At 65.6% G+C, this 18,627-nt stretch carries 14 protein-coding genes; 8 read left to right on the forward strand and 6 right to left on the reverse strand.

Annotated features, from left to right (window positions below):
* Positions 1–15: 15 nt before the first annotated feature.
* The 3 genes from N4264_RS24855 to N4264_RS24865 all read left to right on the forward strand — a co-directional run bounded on the left by N4264_RS24855 (position 16) and on the right by N4264_RS24865 (position 3,072).
* Positions 16–1,107 carry a hypothetical protein gene (locus N4264_RS24855; protein ID WP_261694892.1) on the forward strand — a complete coding sequence of 364 codons (1,092 nt, stop codon included), beginning with the start codon at positions 16–18 and terminating at the stop codon, positions 1,105–1,107.
* A 219-nt stretch (positions 1,108–1,326) separates the two neighbouring features.
* Positions 1,327–1,572 carry a hypothetical protein gene (locus N4264_RS24860; protein ID WP_261694893.1) on the forward strand — a complete coding sequence of 82 codons (246 nt, stop codon included), beginning with the start codon at positions 1,327–1,329 and terminating at the stop codon, positions 1,570–1,572.
* 333 nt (positions 1,573–1,905) lie between these two features.
* Entirely contained in the window at positions 1,906–3,072 is a 1,167-nt protein-coding gene (locus N4264_RS24865; RefSeq protein WP_261694894.1) for a WD40 repeat domain-containing protein, read from the forward strand.
* Between the two features lie 92 nt (positions 3,073–3,164).
* On the opposite strand, the gene N4264_RS24870 is transcribed toward N4264_RS24865, so the two are convergent.
* Positions 3,165–4,184, reverse strand: a complete 1,020-nt coding sequence (locus N4264_RS24870) for an endonuclease/exonuclease/phosphatase family protein (RefSeq protein ID WP_261694895.1) — start codon at positions 4,182–4,184, stop codon at positions 3,165–3,167.
* Positions 4,185–4,470: 286 nt separating this feature from the next.
* Between N4264_RS24870 and N4264_RS24875 the strand changes: the two genes are divergently transcribed.
* Positions 4,471–5,199 (forward strand): SGNH/GDSL hydrolase family protein, encoded by a 729-nt coding sequence (locus tag N4264_RS24875; protein WP_261694896.1) that lies wholly within the window; start codon positions 4,471–4,473, stop codon positions 5,197–5,199.
* 8 nt (positions 5,200–5,207) lie between these two features.
* Here N4264_RS24875 and N4264_RS24880 read toward each other — a convergent pair whose 3' ends face one another.
* Positions 5,208–5,756, reverse strand: a complete 549-nt coding sequence (locus N4264_RS24880) for a GNAT family N-acetyltransferase (protein WP_261694897.1) — start codon at positions 5,754–5,756, stop codon at positions 5,208–5,210.
* A 71-nt stretch (positions 5,757–5,827) separates the two neighbouring features.
* Here N4264_RS24880 and N4264_RS24885 point away from each other — a divergent pair, with 71 nt between their 5' ends.
* Positions 5,828–7,006: an esterase/lipase family protein gene (locus tag N4264_RS24885; protein WP_261694898.1), complete on the forward strand. Its 1,179-nt coding sequence runs from the start codon at positions 5,828–5,830 to the stop codon at positions 7,004–7,006.
* Positions 7,007–7,011: 5 nt separating this feature from the next.
* Here the strand turns inward: N4264_RS24885 and N4264_RS24890 are convergent, their stop codons facing one another.
* Both N4264_RS24890 and N4264_RS24895 read right to left on the reverse strand, forming a co-directional pair.
* The gene (locus N4264_RS24890) at positions 7,012–7,641 is read right to left on the reverse strand and encodes a DJ-1/PfpI family protein (RefSeq protein ID WP_261694899.1); all 630 of its coding nucleotides are present in this window, start codon (positions 7,639–7,641) and stop codon (positions 7,012–7,014) included.
* On the reverse strand, positions 7,638–8,624 hold the full coding sequence (locus tag N4264_RS24895; protein WP_261694900.1) for a GlxA family transcriptional regulator: 987 nt from the start codon (positions 8,622–8,624) through the stop codon (positions 7,638–7,640). The genes N4264_RS24890 and N4264_RS24895 overlap by 4 nt, the downstream gene beginning before the upstream one ends.
* 687 nt (positions 8,625–9,311) lie before the next feature.
* On the opposite strand from N4264_RS24895, the gene N4264_RS25945 reads away from it, so the two are divergent.
* A complete protein-coding gene (locus tag N4264_RS25945; RefSeq protein WP_261694901.1) occupies positions 9,312–12,167 on the forward strand; it encodes a PKD domain-containing protein in 2,856 nt (951 codons plus the stop codon).
* A gap of 135 nt (positions 12,168–12,302) precedes the next feature.
* Complete coding sequence (ybiA, locus tag N4264_RS24905) at positions 12,303–12,764, forward strand: riboflavin biosynthesis intermediates N-glycosidase (RefSeq protein WP_261694902.1); 462 nt, start codon at positions 12,303–12,305, stop codon at positions 12,762–12,764.
* 288 nt (positions 12,765–13,052) lie between these two features.
* Here ybiA and N4264_RS24910 read toward each other — a convergent pair whose 3' ends face one another.
* Entirely contained in the window at positions 13,053–13,337 is a 285-nt protein-coding gene (locus N4264_RS24910; protein ID WP_261694903.1) for a hypothetical protein, read from the reverse strand.
* Positions 13,338–13,463: 126 nt separating this feature from the next.
* Here N4264_RS24910 and N4264_RS24915 point away from each other — a divergent pair, with 126 nt between their 5' ends.
* The gene (locus N4264_RS24915) at positions 13,464–16,301 is read left to right on the forward strand and encodes a M14 family zinc carboxypeptidase (protein WP_282563025.1); all 2,838 of its coding nucleotides are present in this window, start codon (positions 13,464–13,466) and stop codon (positions 16,299–16,301) included.
* Positions 16,302–16,366: 65 nt separating this feature from the next.
* Here the strand turns inward: N4264_RS24915 and N4264_RS24925 are convergent, their stop codons facing one another.
* Positions 16,367–18,619 (reverse strand): M4 family metallopeptidase, encoded by a 2,253-nt coding sequence (locus N4264_RS24925; RefSeq protein WP_261694904.1) that lies wholly within the window; start codon positions 18,617–18,619, stop codon positions 16,367–16,369.
* Positions 18,620–18,627: the final 8 nt, after the last annotated feature.

An 18,627-nucleotide genomic window follows, 5' to 3' on the forward strand; every position in this document is an offset into this window, starting at 1 on the left:
CGACGGAAAGACGCCATGAAGCCGCATACTCTCTTCGCCTTGCCGGCGCTGTTCGGCCTGGCCCACCTGATGGCATCCCTGGTCAGCGCCACCCCTGCCGCAACGACGCCGTCCAGCACGCCGGCGGCCGTTTCGGCCATCGGCGAGTCGACCAATGCCATCCTGCAAGGCGACAGCGCACGTGCGGTGGCGGCGTTGCGCCAGGTTCCAGCCGGACAGTTCAGTCCGGGCGATGCGGACTATCGTCGCTGCATGGTGGCGCGCTATGAGCGTTCCTCGCCGGAACTGGCGTTCGAGACGCCCGTGGACGGCTTCGTGCGTGATCTCCTGGGCGAATACCAGGCCTACTGGTGGCGGGCGCTGGCGCAACCGGCCCGCGCGTCCGAGGAGGAATCGCAGTTGCTGGCGCGATTGCACGCTCTGCTTGGCGACACCGCCGCCGGCGCGGAATGGGACGCGGTCGAAACCCTGATCACCCGGCGCCTGGAAAGCCTGGGCTTTCACGCGCAGCTGGGACGCACACCACCACTGCGCGATCTGATGGTCTGGGGCCGGCACGAGGTCAAGATGTTCGCCGTCACGCTCCCGGACGAGAGCGTGCAAAACGTGCCCGTCGCCCTGCTCGACGATTTCGCCAGCCGTGGCTGGAGCTACTACGCGCGTTGCGGCCGCGGCTCGTCCGGCGGGTGGGCGACGGAAGACACCGTATTCGCCGTCCGGCCCTGGTATCCGGACCTGGAGTCAGACCCGTTCCGCGCGAGCCTGCTGGGCCATGAATCCCAGCATTTCGCCGACAAGCAGCGCTACGAGAACCTGGCGGATTGGGAACTGGAGTACCGCGCCAAGCTGACCGAGCTGTGGATGGCCCGTGACAGCGCCGCTGACCTGCTGGACAAGCTCACACGCAGCCAGGGTGACAACCCCGCCTCGCCCCACACCTACGCCAACCGCCGCGTGCTGCACGACCTTGCCGACACCTTGCGCCGGTCCGGCACCCCGGCAGAAGCCGACCACCTGGCCACCGTTGCACCGGAAAAACTGCGCAAGGCTGCGCAGTCCACGCTGCAGGCCGACACCGCTAGACGGACACCGCTGGCAAAGCGTTAAGCCAGCGTGACGGGCGGCTGTCGGCAAGGCGCAGAAACGTCGCTCAACGGTCGCCAAAAACTGGAATTGTCGACGATCTTCAACGTGCCGGCGCCAGCGCCGGCACCGTCACACCTTTTTACGCACCCTCTAAAATCTGACAGCGCTCCGCGCCGCCCGACTAGGGCATATGATGGATCTGCCCGTCGGCGGGTTTCTTTATTTTGGCGGAGAAACGCCATGACCTTTTCCGAACGCCGCAAAGTGGTGCGGCAACGTCCCAACGACATGGAACGTGGTCTCAACGCCACCCAGCTCGCGACACTGCGCGGACTGGAGCATTTCGGCTGGGAACTGAAATTCGTGCGTCGTCCGCTGTTCCAACCGCCGGTCGCCGTCGTGTTCGATCCGGATCGCAGCCACTATGCGGTGCTCGACCAGGACGGTTCGCTTGATGAGCATCCGACGCTCAAACTGAGACACTGAGCCTTCGCCGCCACCCGGCGGCAGCCCATCCACCGCGCCGGGCGATCGCGTTCGCGCGGCCTGGCGCGTGTTGTCCCGGGTTGGTCGACACGCAGGTGCCTGCCGCACTGCCGCAGCTGCACCATCATGCGCTGCCGCTACGCCATTGCAAGCATCCTTCGCTGACTCGCCTGTCACCGCCGTCAAATCTCAGGATCTGACACCACTGCTGCGTATCCTGTCGCTCTCGTCGGCAGCGCCTGCACGCCTGCGTTCAGACCGGAAATCCGCGTCTGACGGTGGCGGCCGGCCGCAGACGGGATACACAGGGCTTGTTTTGCAGAAGGAGATGCAATGTTGTCTATCCGTACACTGGCCGGCACCTGCGCCGCGGCGCTTTGCGGCCTTGCCAACGCAGCCACCTATGTCGATGTGCCCGTCACGGGCGCCAGGGATCACGCGTTCGGCCCCAACGGCATGCTCTACATCACGGCGGGCGCAAAGCTGCACCGCTACGACACTGCCACCTGCCAGCTGCTGCCGCCCATTGCACTGGGTCAACAGCTCGTGGGCGTCGATGTCTCCATCGACGGTCGTTTTGTGGCGGTCGCCGATCGCGCCGTGGAGAACGGCAAGGTTCATGTCTACGTCTACGACGGGTTTGGCTCGCGCCTGCCGCGCAAAGTGGAATATCCGGCAGATTTCGGCGAGAACGGCAGTTTCATGGTCGCGTGGATGGCCGACTCAAGCCTCCTGATCAGCGGCAGCTACAGCGGTTCGGGCTGGGTGCCGCTGCGCCGCTACGAACCTACGCCCGGAACGGTCACGACCATCGGCCGCGTGCAACAGAATTCCATGCTCGCCGCCAGCCGCGACGGCATGACGGCCGCCATCGCCGAGTCGAACATCAGCAGCGGCCCGGTGCACGCCTGGGACCTGGACACCACGGCCATCGGTGCGTCGGCGCGCATGAACTGGTTCGCCTTCGAAGCAGCCATCGACGCCAACGGCAGCCGGATCGTCTCGCCCAGCTACAACGGTGCGTATGTGTACGAACGCGTCGGCAACCAGCTGGTGGAAACCGGCCGCATCGGACAGTACGCCGAGTGGGGACCGTTGTCGGCTGTCTTTTCGCCCGACGCCAAGCGACTGGTCACAGCCGACTACGGCTGGAGTTATGGTGTCGGCGCCGCACAGCGCGGCGTGAAAATCTACGACGCCGATTCCCTGACCCTGCTGAGCACGATCGACCCCTACCCCTTCCCGTGGAATGGAAACCACGCGCTGGGCCAGGGCCGGCTCACGCTGTCGCGCGACGGTCACTGGCTGGCCGCCACTATCAATGGCGCGGTACGCCTCTACGACGTGCATGAGGAGCTGGGCACTGACCGCAAGCCAGTGTCCGCTTGTGCGACGAAGACGCCGTCAGCGGATTCCCTGCGGTTCGAACGCGGGCTGGTGGAGGAAATCGACCGTCTGCTTCCGCGCAAGGTCGATGCAATGGGTCAGTTCGTCGAGTAGTTGTCTCGTGTCTGACGCCCGCCAGGGACCTGGCCGGCGGATGTTCGCTGCGCGCCGGCAGGGACCGCTGGCGCGCAGCACCCGGCCGCGGTTCATCGTGCGCCGGGTTCCACCTGAAGATCCACGACGAGCGCCGCATGATCGGAGTAGAACCTTCCCGGGCCGTGCCGGGCCAACCGCTGGTCGATCACCTGCGCACCCCGCACGGCCAGCCCCTTGCCGCGCAGCCACACGAAGTCGATGCGCTGCGGCACTTTGCGGTCATAGTGCGGGCTCCAGGTCGAGCCCGGGAAGCGGCACACATCCGGATGGGCCACGCGATACGCGTCCACGAAGCCCGCGTTCGTCATCTGCGCCGTGGTACGCAAGGTGTAGTACTGGCCTCCATGGCCGGCGCAGCGTGCCCAGCGCGACGTCCAGTCGCGCGCAGGCAGCGTATTGAAATCACCGGCGACGATGGTCGGCGCGCGACCGCTGACCTGGCGGCGCAAGGTGGACAACACACCGCGGACATCGGCCAAGCCGCTTTTTTCCGAATGGACAATCTTCCAGCGCGAATGGACCGCTGCCTTGCCCGCATCGCGTGCACGGACGTTTTCCTCCATCATGTCGCCGCCCCAGGGTTCGTCGTAGGACAGCCACACGTCGTACAGGTTGACTTCCCGACCGGCCGGCATGCGTACGCGAATGCCGCCCAGGTTGAACGCCGTGATGTCCGGATGCTCGGGCTTGGGGTACGTCTCCACGACCGGATACCGGGTGAAAATCCACAAATTGTCTTTATAGATCCCGCTGCCCGGCGAGATCTGCACCGCCTCGTAGCGGCCCTTTCCCAGTGCGGAATTGAGCCGCTCCACGATCGCCGGCGCTGCGCCGTAGGTCTCGACCACGAAGAAGATGTCCGGCGACAGCTCGACCACCTGGTCGAGCAATTGCGGCAGATTGCCTTCGCCGGCGCCACTGCCCCCGAGAAAGATGTTCCAGTACAACACGCGCACCGCATCGCCGGACGCTGGCGGAGCGGCCAGTGACGGCACTGGAACAGCAAAGGCAACCGCCAGAAGCAGCGCCCGGCCGAGAACCTGCATGATTTCAGCGATGCGACGGGTCATTGCCAATTCCCTGGGTGATTGCGGCGATCGTAGTGCCGGGATCCGCGCACGGGAATACACCGCATCCCGACGCCGGCGTGTGTACGGTGGGTGCGTCACTCCGGACCCAGCCGGCGCGACCGGGCTCACCCGGTTTGCATCGCCGCTTCGGCAAGTACCTGATGCAAAAGCCGTCTTTGCGCGCCGGCACGGGCGTGATTCTGGCACGCTGGTTTCATAGGGCTTTGCGCAATCCGCGCTTTCCCGCATTCTTTGCCTACCGCCACGTTCACTTTTGGAAGGTGTCATGGTGCCGTTTTACAAGACTTTGCTCGGACCCATCCTGCTCACCCAGGCCCGCTACGTGCGCAAGAGCACCCCGCGGCTGCCCGAGGCCGAAGGCGAACGCGACGGCAGCGTCGGAGCGGGCCCGGATACCTTGCGCCTGCTGGTCGTGGGCGACTCGTCCGCCGCCGGCGTCGGTGTCAGCCGCCAGGACGAAGCCCTGGCCGTTCCGCTGGCGCGCCGCATTGCCGAGCTCACCGGACGACGCGTCCAATGGCAGCTCGTGGCCCGTTCCGGCGTGGTCACGCACGAAGCCCTCGATCTCGTCCGCGAGGCCGCGCTACGCCCGGCCGATATCCTGGTGACCTCACTGGGCACGAACGACGTCACCGCACAGCACAGCCCCTCGCGTTACGTCACGGCGTATGCGGCGCTCGTGGACGAGCTCCGGCGCCGCACCGGCTTCCGGTGGTTCATCGCCAACGGGCTTCCGCCCATGCACATGATGCCCGCGGCGCCACAGCCGCTGCGCTGGTACCTGGGCCGCTGCGCCTGCCGCCTGGATACGGCATTGCGGCGGTGGCTCGAACACCTGCCGGAGGCCGACTACTGCTCGCTGCAATGGGCCCAGGCCCAGGACATGGCATCCGATCGCTTCCACCCTGGCCCGCGCCAGTACGCGCAATGGTCGGCAGAACTGGCGCGCAAGATCGCCGCCAAGGTGGACGCTACCGAAAACGCGGCCGCATGAGCGTCCGGTCAGCCGGGGAATTCCGCCCGCAGCAATCCGTAAAGGGCGGAATCAGACACCTCGTCGCCGACGCGCCATCGCTGGCGTAGCAAGCCCTCGCGACGGAAGCCCAGATGTTCGACCAGCCGGCACGAATCGAGATTGCGCGGATCGATGTCCGCTTCGATACGTTCCAGGCGCAGAACATCGAACGCGTGACGCAGGATGCAGCGCAGGCCCTCGCGCGCCAGTCCCTTTTTCCAGTGATCCGGATGAACGATATAGCCCAGTTCGCAACGGCGCTGTTCCCGATTGATCAGGAAGAGCGTAAACAGCCCCACGACATGGCCCTCCAGCGTGGCCGCCCACGGCAGGTGATCCATCAGCCCGCCTGTGCGGCGCCATTCGAACCATTCCACCGCCTGGCGCCGGTCAGTCCATGGCGGAAAGCTCCAGTAGCGCATGCCACGCGGATCGGAATAGATCGCATACACGGCATCGATGTCACTGCGCCGGATCGCACGCAGTTGCAGTCGCTCCGTCGCCAGTTCCGGCACTTCGGCAATGATGTCTTCCATCGTTCCCCCGCTGCAGATCGACGCATTCTGCCATCGCCCGCCAACACCCGTCGCACGGAGAAAGTTGCTGCATGACCACCATCCTCATTCCGGGTATCAAAGGCAGCGAGCTGACCGACAGCTATCCGCTTGACTGGCCGACGCGCTGGAGCCTGGAAGACATGGTTTTCGGCGACGCCTTCGAGAATCCGCTGGATTTCGCGTTGATCGACGGCCGTTTCGAGGCCAATGACGGGCATCGCATGCTTCCGTCACGCCCCATCCGCTATGTCTACGGCGAGATCGTCGGCAAGCTACGGGCATGGATGCCTTCGGTGCCGCTGCACGTGTTCACCTACGACTGGCGCCGCCCGATCGAACACGCGGCAACCCGGCTGGCCGAGCTCGTGAGCGAACTGCAGGGGCGCCAGCGCGCGCTGGGGCGCAAGGACACCATCCACTTCGTCACGCATAGCATGGGCGGCCTGGTGCTGCGCGCGATGCTGGGGTTGCGCGGCACCTCGGCGTTCGAAGGGATCGGGCGCGTCGTCTTCATCGCGCCGCCGTTCAAGGGCTCGCATGCGGCGCCGCAGATGCTGGTCGCCGGCGAACGCGACGGCTGGTTCGGTACGGACGAGGACTACCGCAAGATTGCCCGCAGCTTTCCATCGGTCTACCAGCTGACACCGCATTTCGCCGGCAGCTCCGTCGACGAGGCGGGAAGCCCCGTCGATCTGTTCGATGCCGGCCTCTGGCAGGCCAATGTCCGCGACGGCACCGGTGGGTTCCAGGCGCGTTTCGTCACCGATGCCGAGGCCTTTTCCCGCGGCCCCGACGCGCGCTACGGCGGCAATAGCAAGGCGCCGCTGGTGAGCGATGCGGCCCTTGCCAGCCATGCCGAACACATCCTGGTTCTGCAGGGCGCGGGTATTGAGACACCCTGGCAGCTGCAGGTACAGACCCGAAATGAGCAGAACCCGAACTGGTTCGATTTCGCCGGCATGCACCGCGACCGTTTCGGCGACGGCCGGGTCAACCTGCGCAGCTCGGCGATTCCTGGCATCACCCTCGCGGCCTACACCGGGGTACCGGACCACGGGCGAACCTGCCGGGACACGCGCATCATCAATACCGTCTGCCTGTGGCTGGAGGGCAAGCACGCCCTGAAGATGAGCCCCCGTACCCCCGAGCACCCGCAAGATCGCCGGGGTCGCAGCTACTTCGGGACCTGGGACGGTGATCCGGCGAGCTTTCCGCAACACATCGTGTAGCAGACCTAGCCGGCCTGGCGCATACGCTGTTCCACCAGCGCGCGGATGGGCGCAGGGGCCTTGCGTACGCAGCCGGCATCGTAGGGCGGCTGCGGGTCGTACTCGATGCCCAGTTGAATCGCCATGGCGGCTGCATCGCCGGAAATCCGTCCAGCCAGGGCCAGTGCCATGTCAAAGCCCGCACTCACGCCGGCGGCGGTGACGATCTTTCCGGCGAACACCACCCGTTGCGGCAGTACGTCGGCGCCGTAGCCGGCGAGCTGGTCGACGTCAGACCAGTGCGTCGTCGCGGGGCAACCGCGGAGCAGTCCGGCTGCCCCCAGGATCAGCGCACCGGTGCACACCGATGCCGTCCACTGGCTTGTGTTGTGCGCCGCTCTCACCCAGTCCAGCAGGCGCGGATCGCGCACCGGCGTCGCCGCCGTCGGGCCACCGGGAACGACAAGAATCTCGGGAGCCGGTGCGGCGTCCAGCGGCTCCGTGACGACCTGCAGAAATCCCGTATCGCTGGTCAGTATGCCGCCGTCGGCAGAGACGAACTGCAGCGTGGCGCCCGGCAGGCGCGAGAGGATTTCGTAGGGACCGATCGCATCGGTCGCCGTGAATCGGGGAAAGAGCGCGATGGCGATTTTCATGGCAGGGCCTCGGTGGGAGAAGTCGTGCGACGGAACTGGGCGCGGTAGTGCGATGGCGAAACGCCGAACTGCGCGCGAAAGCGGCGCGTGAACGCCTCGGTGGTGGCGTAGCCGCATTGGCGCGCGATTGCGCGCACGGGCCGGTCGGTATCGACCAGGCTTTGCTGCGCCTGGGCCAGGCGCGCGCCCAGCAGCAACTGCCGCGGCGACTGGCCGAACTCACGCTGCGTCAGCCGGCGCAGCTGCCGCTCGCCGACGTGGACGCGCTCGGCGAGGGATTTCACCACCATGCGTTTGCGCGCTGGCGCCAGCAGCACCGAGCGCACGCGCTCCAGGCGCGGCGTCTGCGCGACCTGGAGCGCCAGGGGTTCGCTGTACTGGCTCTGGCCGCCCGAGCGCCGCACCGAACACACCAGCTCGCGTGCGACGGCCAGGGCCAGCTCCCGCCCGTGATCCGCCTCCACCAGCGCTAGCGCAAGATCGATACCTGCCGTCACGCCGGCGGACGTCCATCGATTGCCGTCACGGATGAAGATGGCGTCGGACGCCACGCTGACGGCGGGGAACAGGCGTGCCAGCAACGCCGCGTAGCGCCAGTGCGTCGTCGCGCGCCGGCCGTCGAGGAGCCCGGCCTGGGCCAGCAGGAAAGCGCCGCTGCACACGGCCGTCACACGCCGGGATCGCGCCGCCAGGCGCGCCAGCAGGGCAATCAGGGCGCGGTCCTTCATCGCTTCGCGTGTACCCAGGCCGCCGGGCACCAGCAGCGTATCGATCTGTTTCGGCAGGCCGCGTGCGCCCTTCGCACAGACGTCAAAGCCACTTTCCGTCGGCACGGCGCCTGGCTCGGCCGCCACGACATGGATGCGGTACCGATCGCTGCCACCCGCGTGACCGGCCGTCGAGAACACGCTGGCAGGCCCGGACAGATCCAGCGATTCGATACCGGGATAGATCACGATGACGATGTCGCGCGGCGCTGGCATGTCGGCATCATGCCAGGATCGTCCGTGTCCGATAGGACACTGCCTTGATCGTTTCGGACATCCCTATCCTATCGGGCGCGACCCTGCGGCCGCGCGTACAGCGGGCGGAATCGTGACCTCGGTCATCGTCCAGCGGATGCTCTGGACTGTTCACCACCAGCCCGGCTCCAGCGGTCGGACGTCGCGGGGCCGGCGGGCGAAACGCCCGCGCCGCATCCGCTCGCCGAGTGGTACAGCGAAGCTGATAGGTCCGTAGGCGGATATCGACACACCTATGGACGGATTCGCCAAACCCGTGTACATAGGCCGACGGCCGGATATCGTCGGGGAGGACAGGTCTCCGGCCATCAACCATCGGATTGCGCAAGCGACCGGTGACGGTGCGACCGGATGCGCGCCGTCACCAGCCCGCTGCGCGTGGCCGTCTACGGGCGTCGTCGAGGGCGACGCATCCGGCAGTGCTCGCGGGAAGCGGGAAACGCTGGAGTACCACTGCAAAGGAACGGCAGAACACGTCGCAGCGCACGGCCCCGGGGAGCTCGCACTCCGCCTGGCCGCCGCTGACACCCTGGCGGGGGCCCGGGGCGACGCCGCAGGCAATTCCCCTGATCGCCAAACCGGATCCAGCTCGTTGCCGGCCTTGGGCAGCGCGATGACGCGCGGCCTTTGGAGTGGAGGGTGGAATCCATGTTTAGCTTCAGTACCGGCAAGCGCGCCTTGCTGGCCGCGGCCATTTTTGGCTGCATGATCACCACGTCGGCGCAGGCCGACAAAGAAAGCGTCGTCGAAGTGACCGTCGACGCGACCCGCGGCGTCGACAAGCGCGTCGATTACGCGGCCTTGCAGACCTACGGTCCCTGGGACGACCGCAACTACACGCTGACCCTGGAAGATCTCACGCATCTTTCCAAGCACGAAATCGACGCGGTGGTGCCGATCCCGGCGTTCTACCGCGTGGAGATGCGCAAGGCGAACAAGAAGCTGCCGACCTTCGGTCCGGCGCAGTATCCGCGCAGCGCACTCAATGGGTACCTGGCCAAGTACGGCGGCTACCAGATCAACGGCGTCACCTACAAAGGCCTGAAGGCGCTGGGCACCGGTCAGTACGAAGTGACGCGCGGCCGCGAAAAGGAAGCGCACGAGGAGAACAACTGGCTCAACTTCCTGGGCGGTGAAAAGCGCATTACCACGCCCAATGGCGCTGCCGAATCGGCCGTGGCGATCAACCCGGTCAACACGAACCTCGTGATCGCCGGCACCAACGGCCCCGGCAGCGGCCAGAAAATGTGGCGTTCGACCGACGGCGGCACCACCTGGAGCGGCCCGATCGCGCTTTCCGGCACCTGCTGCGACCCGGCGGTCGGCTGGTCGCCGGACGGCAGCGTGGGCTATGCGACTGCCTTGTCGACGGTGGTGGGCAGCGGCACGAACGTGTTCTTCTACCGTTCGACTGACAACGGCGCGACCTGGACCAAGAGCGCGACGCTCTCGAACCAGAACCAGTCCGACAAGGAATACCTGCACGTCGACATGCACGCGACCTCGCCCCACAAGGGCAATGTCTACGTCGCCTGGCACGACAACAATGTGCAGAAATTCGCCCGCTCGACGAACGGTGGCGTCTCATTCGAAGCCACCCAGACACTCGACAGCGGCAATATCGGCATCGGCAGTGACATCACTTCCGACACTGCCGGCAATGTGTACTTCTTCTACCCGGCCACCTCCGGAGGCAACATCGGCAAGGCCATCCGCATGGCCAAGTCGACCAATGGTGGTGCCAGCTTCGGTGCCGCATCGACGGTATCCGCGACACAGGCTGATTTCGACTACCCGATTCCCGCCATGGAAACACGGCGGGCCTTCGTCTACGTCTCGACCGACACGGACCGCTCGGGCGGCGCATTCAACAACACGATCTATGTGTCCTGGTCGGACGCCACTGCCACCACCAGCAACACCGCCAGTGCGAACCACTCGGTCATCCGCGTGGCCTACTCGCGCAACGGCGGCAGCACCTGGACGGTGACCACCCCGCATTCGACCACCGATACGGGCACCGTGGACCGCTTCAACCAATGGTTGTCGGTGGACCGCAACGGCCGCGTGTTCGTGATGTACTACGACACGCGCAACAGCACCAACCGCACCGGCGTCGATGTCTACTACTCCATGTCCACCGACGGCGGCCAGACCTGGGGTGCCGCCACGCGCCTGACCACAGTCACCTCGCGCAACATCTCCGATTCGTTCGAATGGGGCGATTACAACGGCATGGACATGGTCATGAACGAGATCATGGCCATCTACACGGACAACCGCGATGAAAGCGGCGGTACCGCGCAGTCGGTGGATGTCTACGGCGTTGGCGGATTTGCGCCCACCACCGGCAATGTCGCGCCGACGGCCAACTTCACCTTCACCACCAGCGGCCTGACGGCGAACTTCACCGACGGCTCCACCGACAGCGACGGCACGATCGCCTCGCGGTCCTGGAACTTCGGCGACGGCAGCTCCTCCACCGCCACCAATCCGTCGAAGACCTACGCCGCGAGCGGCACCTACACGGTGTCCCTGACGGTCACCGACAATGGGGGTGCAACCAACACCACGTCGCGCTCGGTCACGGTGAGCAGCGGCAATACCGCCCCCACGGCCAACTTCACGTTTGCCACCAGCGGGCTGACCGCCAACTTCACCGACGGCTCCACCGACAGTGACGGCACCATCGCCTCGCGCAGCTGGAATTTCGGCGACGGTTCCACCTCGACGGCGACCAATCCATCCAAGACCTACGCCACGGCAGGCACCTACACCGTGACGCTCACGGTGACCGACAACGGCGGCGCAACCAACACCACGTCGCGGTCCGTTACCGTCAGCACCGGCAACGTGCTGCAGAACGGCGTGCCCGTCACGGGTCTGTCGGCCGCGACCGCCGGTACCGTCCTGTACACGATGAACGTGCCGGCCGGCGCATCCAACCTGGTGATCAGCACCTCGGGCGGTACGGGCGATGCGGATCTCTACGTGCGGTTCGGCGCCGCGCCGACCACCTCGACCTACGACTGCCGCCCGTATCGCACCGGCAACGCCGAAACCTGCACCTTCGCCACGCCCTCGGCCGGCACGTATCACATCATGCTGCGAGGTTACCAGGCGTTCTCCGGCGTCACGCTCAGCGGCTCGTACACGATTGCCGGTCCGTTCTTCGAGAACACCGCGGACGTGACGATTTCGGACTTCACCACCGTGGAAAGCCCGATTTCGGTGACCGGCGTCACCGGCAATGCGCCCGCGGCACTCAAGGTCGGAGTGACCATCAACCACACCTACCGCGGTGATCTGAAGGTCGACCTGGTCGCCCCCAACGGCACCGTGTTCGTGCTCTCCAACTATGCCGGCGGCAGCGCCGACAACATCATCCAGACGTTCACGGTGAATGCGTCCGCCGTTCCCGCGATCGGCACCTGGAAACTGCGCGTGAATGACAACGGCTCCGGCGATGTCGGCAAGATCGACAAGTGGAGCCTGCAGTTCTAAGTCCTCTGCCGGCCGTACCCCACGCGGCCGGCAGTAAAGGCCTTCCTTTCCGGAGCAATCCGGGAAGGAAGGCCCCTTTGCGTCACGACTGTCTGCACCGCATCATGCCGCCCTGTCCCACGCACGGCACCCGGCATGAACGCCCCCACGCAGGCCATCCGCTTCTACCGCACCACCGACGACTACGGCGAATTCTCCAATTTCGCCCGCTATTCCATCTTCGTCGACGGCAAGCGCTGGCCGACTTCCGAGCACTATTTCCAGGCGATGAAGTTCCATGACGAGGCGTCACGGAACGAAATCCGCCGAGCATCGACACCCGCCCAGGCGGCCGAGAAGGGCCGCGACCGCAAGCGCAAGCTGCGCAACGACTGGGAGTCGGTCAAGGACGAGGTGATGCGCAAGGCGCTGATCGCCAAGTTCACCCAGCACGACGAACTGCGCCAGCTGCTGCTCGATACCGGCGACGCCTGGCTGATCGAGCACACCGCCAATGACAGCTATTGGGGTGATGGCGGCGACGGCTCGGGGAAGAACAAACTCGGGCAGCTGCTGATGCAGGTGCGGGATCAGATTCGGAAGATGCCACCGAAGTAGCGTGGATGGAACAGCATTCCCGCCCCGGGTGACCTTTCGGGTTAACCAGAGCTACTCTGTACGTAGCGGATCGTGTGCGTGGGCGGCGCGAGCACTGACTGCTGCCCAGATAGGAGACACTGGGCACGCCATTGCGCCCGGCGATGCTGGGCTTCGCTGAGGCATCGCGCAATGAATGGCCGCGACCGGCCCGCCTGGGCGCCATTGACGGGCGCAGGGGGCCTTCGGGCACGCAAAGTCCCCTGCCCGGGGTGTGCGAACGGCAGACAGAACGCTGTGCTGTTGACCTCACTGCTGCACCCACGCCAGAAGCAGCACCAGACGTATAACTCTGCCATTAAACCCTTTTCGACAATTCGCCGTCGCATTCGGCACAACAATAATCCCCACCCATAATCCCGCAATTATTCCGCCGCGCCGCCGATGGCCTTGCCAGGCGCCAAATGTGCGCACCACACGCCAGATCGCCGCTGCGCCAGTTGCGGTATCCCCATAATCCACGTAAATACACGCGGATTTCCGCAAAAATGTCTGTATCAGCCATCGCTCAGGCTGTTTCAGGGGCAGCTGCACGAGCAGTGGCTGGCTGGGCCCGCAAAGGGCCTTACCCGGCGTCGCGGGTTTTCCGATGTTGACCCGCCATGCCGTACCCCATGCCGGTCGTCGGGGAGGACGGCCGGCCTGTCCCTGGAGAGTGTGATGTTTGCCAAGTGTGTCGCAGTGCCGATGGTGCTGGCGTGCCTGTGGGGCGCGCCTGCGCTGGCCGAGGAAACCTGGTTCGTAACCGCGAAATACGCCGATCCGGCGCAGCTGCAGGCGGTTGCCTCGCAGTTCCAGCATCTGATCGTCGACAAGAAGACCCAGACTGTCCGCACGGAGGCCTCGAAGAACGATATCGAGGCGCTGACCGCCGCGGGTTTTGAGGTGCAGATCGATACGCAGGGAACGGCGAAGCTACGCGAGTGGGAGCAGGCGCTGCAGCAGCCTGGCGGCATGCGCAGTATTCCGGGCTATGCCTGTTATCGCACGGTGGAGGAAACCTACACCACGATGAACCAGCTCGCGGCCAACCATCCGCAGCTGGCCAGCGTGGTCGATATCGGGCCCAGCTGGGAAAAGACGCGCAACCCGAACCTCGGCTACACCATGAAGGCCCTGCGCCTGACCAACCAGGCCACGAATGCGAGCATTCCCGACAAGGCCAACATGGTACTGCTCGGTTCGATCCACGCCCGCGAATACACGCCGGCGGAAACACTCACGCGCTTCGGCGAATGGCTGGTCAACAGCTATGGCACCGATCCCGAGGCGACCTGGCTGATGGATCACTTCCGCTTCCACCTGGTGCTGCAGGCCAATCCCGACGGCCGCAAGAAGGCCGAGGCGGGGTCGTCGTGGCGCAAGAACACCAACAATACCAACGGCAGCTGCGGCAGCAGCAGCTTCGGCGTCGATCTGAACCGCAACTTCCCGTTCCACTGGAACACCGCGCCCGGCGGCTCCAGCGGTGACCCCTGTGCGGAAACCTACCGTGGGCCGGTGCGCAACTCCGAACCCGAGACACAGAACCTGATCGCCTACGTGGCAGGTACGCCCGATGGTTCCGGCACCTACTCCGGTGGCGTATTCCTGGATCGGCGTCCGGACTCCGCGAGTGTCGCGGCCCCGGACGACTACAAGGGCATCTTCATGGACATCCACAGCTACGCGCAGCTGGTGCTATGGCCCTGGGGGGATACGTCGGCACTCGCACCGAACGGACCGGCGATGCGTACGCTGGGCCGGCGCATGGCCTGGTTCAACAGTTATACGCCGCAGCAATCCGACGAGCTCTACGCCACGGACGGTACGACGGACGACACCATGTACGGCTCGCTTGGCGTGCCGGCATTCACGATCGAACTGGGCGTCGCCTTCTTCGAAAGCTGCACGACCTACCAGAACACCACGCTGCCGAAGAACCTGGCGGCGCTGCGTTACGCCGCGCGCAACCTGCAGGCGCCCTACAGGCTGCCGGCAGGGCCGGACACCACAACTGTCAGTGTCTCGCCCACCAGCGTGGCCGCCGGCTCGCCGGTGACGGTCACCGCGACGGTCGACGACAGCCGCTTCAACCAGAGCAACGGAACGGAGGCGATCCACACCATCGCCTCCGCGGCGGCATACCTCGACGCTGCGCCCTGGCAGCCGGGTGCTTCCGCGCAGGCCATGACGGCCGTGGATGGCAGCTTCAACGCCTCCAGCGAGAGCGTGCGCATCACGGTCAACACCAGCGGGCTTCCTGCAGGCGTGCACACGGTGTTCGTACAGGGCACCGACAGTGCCGGCAAACCCGGTACGCCCAACGCCGTCCGCTTCACCGTGACCGGCGGCACCAACGCGCCGCCCACTGCGAATTTCGGGTTCGCGGCAAACGGGCTGACCGTGACGTTCACCGATTCATCGACCGACAGCGACGGCAGCATCGTCGCGCGCCAGTGGAATTTCGGTGATGGCACCTCGTCGACGGCGACGAACCCGAGCAAGACCTACACCGCCGCGGGCAGCTACACCGTCACGCTCACGGTGACCGACAACGCCGGTGCCACCAACACCACCTCGCGCACCGTGACGGTGACCAATGGCAGCAATGTACCGCCGACGGCGAACTTCAGCTTCACCACCAGCGCACTGACCGCGACCTTCACCGATGCATCCACGGACAGCGATGGATCGATCACGGCGCGCAGCTGGAATTTCGGCGACGGCACGACGTCCACGGCCACCAGCCCGACCAAGACCTACGCCACGGCCGGAACCTACACCGTCACCCTGACGGTCACCGACAACAACGGCGCGACAAACTCGACCTCGCGCAGCGTCACTGTCTCGTCCGGCGATACGGTTCTTCAGAACGGCGTGCCTGTCACCAACCTTTCCGGCGCAGCCGGGTCGACCAGGACCTATACGCTCGCCGTTCCCGCCGGCGCCAGCAATCTGGTGATCACCACGTCCGGCGGTACGGGCGATGCCGACCTGTACGTGCGCTTCGGTGCAGCACCGACGACCTCGACCTACGACTGCCGGCCCTACCAGGGTGGCAACGCCGAGACCTGCACCTTCGCCACGCCGTCGGCGGGTACGTACTACGTGATGCTGCGCGGGTACTCGGCTTACTCGGGGCTCACACTCAAGGCAAGCTTCACCACGGGCGGCGGCCCGTTCTTCGAAAACACCACGGACGTGACGATCACCGACAATGCCACGGTCGAGAGCCCGCTCACCGTCGCGGGTGTGACTGGTAACGCGCCGGCAGCGCTGCAGGTCGGCGTCACGATCCTGCACACCTACCGCGGCGATCTGAAGGTGGATCTGGTCGCGCCCAACGGCACGGTCTTCAACCTGTCCAACTACAGCGGCGGCAGCGCGGACAACATCATCCAGACCTTCACCGTGAACGCCTCCGCGGTCGCGGCCAACGGCACCTGGAAACTGCGCGTCAACGACAACGCCACCAATGACGTGGGCAAGATCGACAAGTGGAGCCTGCAGTTCTAAGGGTCTGACGAAAACGGCAACGGCCGGAGCACTGGCTCCGGCCGTTGCGATTCAGGCACTCCCGCTTACGGTTTCTGCAGGCTCAGCGTGTAGCTGCCGGTACCGGCAAAGTTCACCACGCGGACAACGTAGTAGCCCGCCGAACCGTTGTAGCTGATGCGCTCGGACGAGGTTTCTCCTTCCGATTTCGCCACGTTCGACCAGCCGAATCCATTCCACTTGTCCAGGTAGATATCAAAATCGGTGCCCGCCGGGCCCATCAGGCACACGGTGTGCGTACCGCTGACCGTGGTCTGGTAGTAGTTGCCGTTGGGCTGGTACTGGGTCTGGCCGGTGGCGCCGCTGAAGCTGCCGTTGAAGCTGGCACCCGGGCACGTGCCGCCACCGCCGCTGGTCACCGTGACCGATTGCGTCCTGGTGTTGGTGGCGCCCTGGTTGTCCGTCACGGTCAGCGACACGGTGTACGTGCCGGCCGCGCTATAGGTCTTGTTCACCGTCGCACCCGAACCGTTCGTGCCGTCACCGAAGCTCCAGGCGTAGCTGGCGATGCTGCCATCCGGATCGCTCGATCCGCTGCCATTGAACGCCACGCTCAGGCCACTGGGTGTCGCGGTGAACGCGGCGACGGGCGACTGGTTGCCGCCGCCACTGCAACCGTTGGGATTGCTCGGCGCACTGCCGCTGACGCCGACCGCATCCCAGGCTTTGCCAATCGAGATTTCATCGCAGACACCGACAGTGCCGTTGGCCCTGGCGCGGGCCATCATCGCATTGCGCATGCGGCTGAAGGTGTCGTTGGACTGCAGCACGTTGACGTGCGCCTCGTAGAGGTACTTGATGGCGCGCTCGAACGGAATTTTCGGCACGTTGACCGTGGTGGTGCCGCGCGGGTGCGTACCGCCGACGGTCAGCAGGTAGAACGCGAGGTTCGCGATACCGCTGGAGGTGTGTACGCCGCAGTAGTCGTTCTGCTGCGACGGCGAACAGTTGCCGTACTGCTGCTGGTACTGCTGGTAATGGTCAAGACTGCGCCCGTCGGCACGCGGATCGTGCATGTAGCGCAGGGCAGTGGTGCCGTTGCGCATCAGTCCCTCACCGAGGTTCCAGGTGTTGGCGTCGGGCGTGAACGCGACCGGCGTACTGCTGCCCGGCTCGCCGGAAACCGTGTTCATCCAGGCTTCGACGGCGGCGGCATAGATGTCCGAGGTCGCCTCGTTCAGACCGCCGGATTCCTTCTGGTAGACCAGGTTGGATGTGTACTGGGTTACCGCATGGCCCAGCTCGTGGTACATCACATCCGGCTCGGAGTTCATGTCGAAGAACGTCGAACCGCCCTGCCCCATCGCGATCTGCGAACCGCTCCAGAACGCGTTGTCGCCCGAGCAGCCGCTCTGGCCCTGGAAGGTGGCCTTGACCGATACCGTGATCTTGGCACCGGCACCATTGAAGCTGTCGCGACCGAACGCATCGCGGAAGAACCAGTACACGCGGCCGACGTTGCGATAGGCCTGGTTGACGACCGAGTCGGAGCTGCTGCCGCCCTCGCTCATCGCCAGTGGGCCCGGAAGGCCGGCGCCACTGGGCGAAACGCAGCTGCCGCTGAGGTTATGGATGGCGCGATTGATCGCCTCGCGGATCAGCGTGTAGCTGCCCAGCAACTGCCCGCTGCGGGCATCGACGAACAGACGCGAGTGAAACGGCCGTGCGCCGGATTCGTAGGACACTTCCGCATCCCAGGCCAGCGTGGGCGCATGACCATCGGCAGCGAAGATCGCCAGCGACGGCTCGCGGGTATAGCGGAAGCCCTTGCCGGCATTACGTGCCTCGCTGCGGTTGAATCCGTCCAGCGCGACTGCTTCGCCCACCGCGGCGGGGAAGAGGTCTTTCACGCCGCGCGGCTTCTCGACATCAACGCCAGCTACTTCGATGGTAGCGCCGAACACCGCCTCGACGTAGCCCTTGGCATCGGTCTGCACGGTCAGGCCGTCGCCCCACACGGGCAGGCCCTTGTAGGTCTGGCGGGCGCGGTAGTACCGACGCCCTTCGGCGGTGGCATTGACGTCGTAGACCCGGACAGCGCCGTCCTGGGCGAGTCCGACGACCTTGCCGAGCTCGCCCTGGAACAGGGCTTCGACGCTGGCGCCGTCGGCGGCGCGCAACTGGGTGGTACCGGAAACCATTTCCACGCGACCGAAGCTGTCGGTGACGGAGGACGTGAAGCCAAGACGCGCGGCGCGCGCGGTGACGGTTTCGGCGTGGACAGAAGGAACGGCCGCAAACGCCACGGCCAGAGCAAGTGGGAGCAAAGCGCAACGCATCGTGGATT

The sequence above is a fragment of the Tahibacter amnicola genome (assembly GCF_025398735.1).
Taxonomy (GTDB): Bacteria; Pseudomonadota; Gammaproteobacteria; order Xanthomonadales; family Rhodanobacteraceae; genus Tahibacter; species Tahibacter amnicola.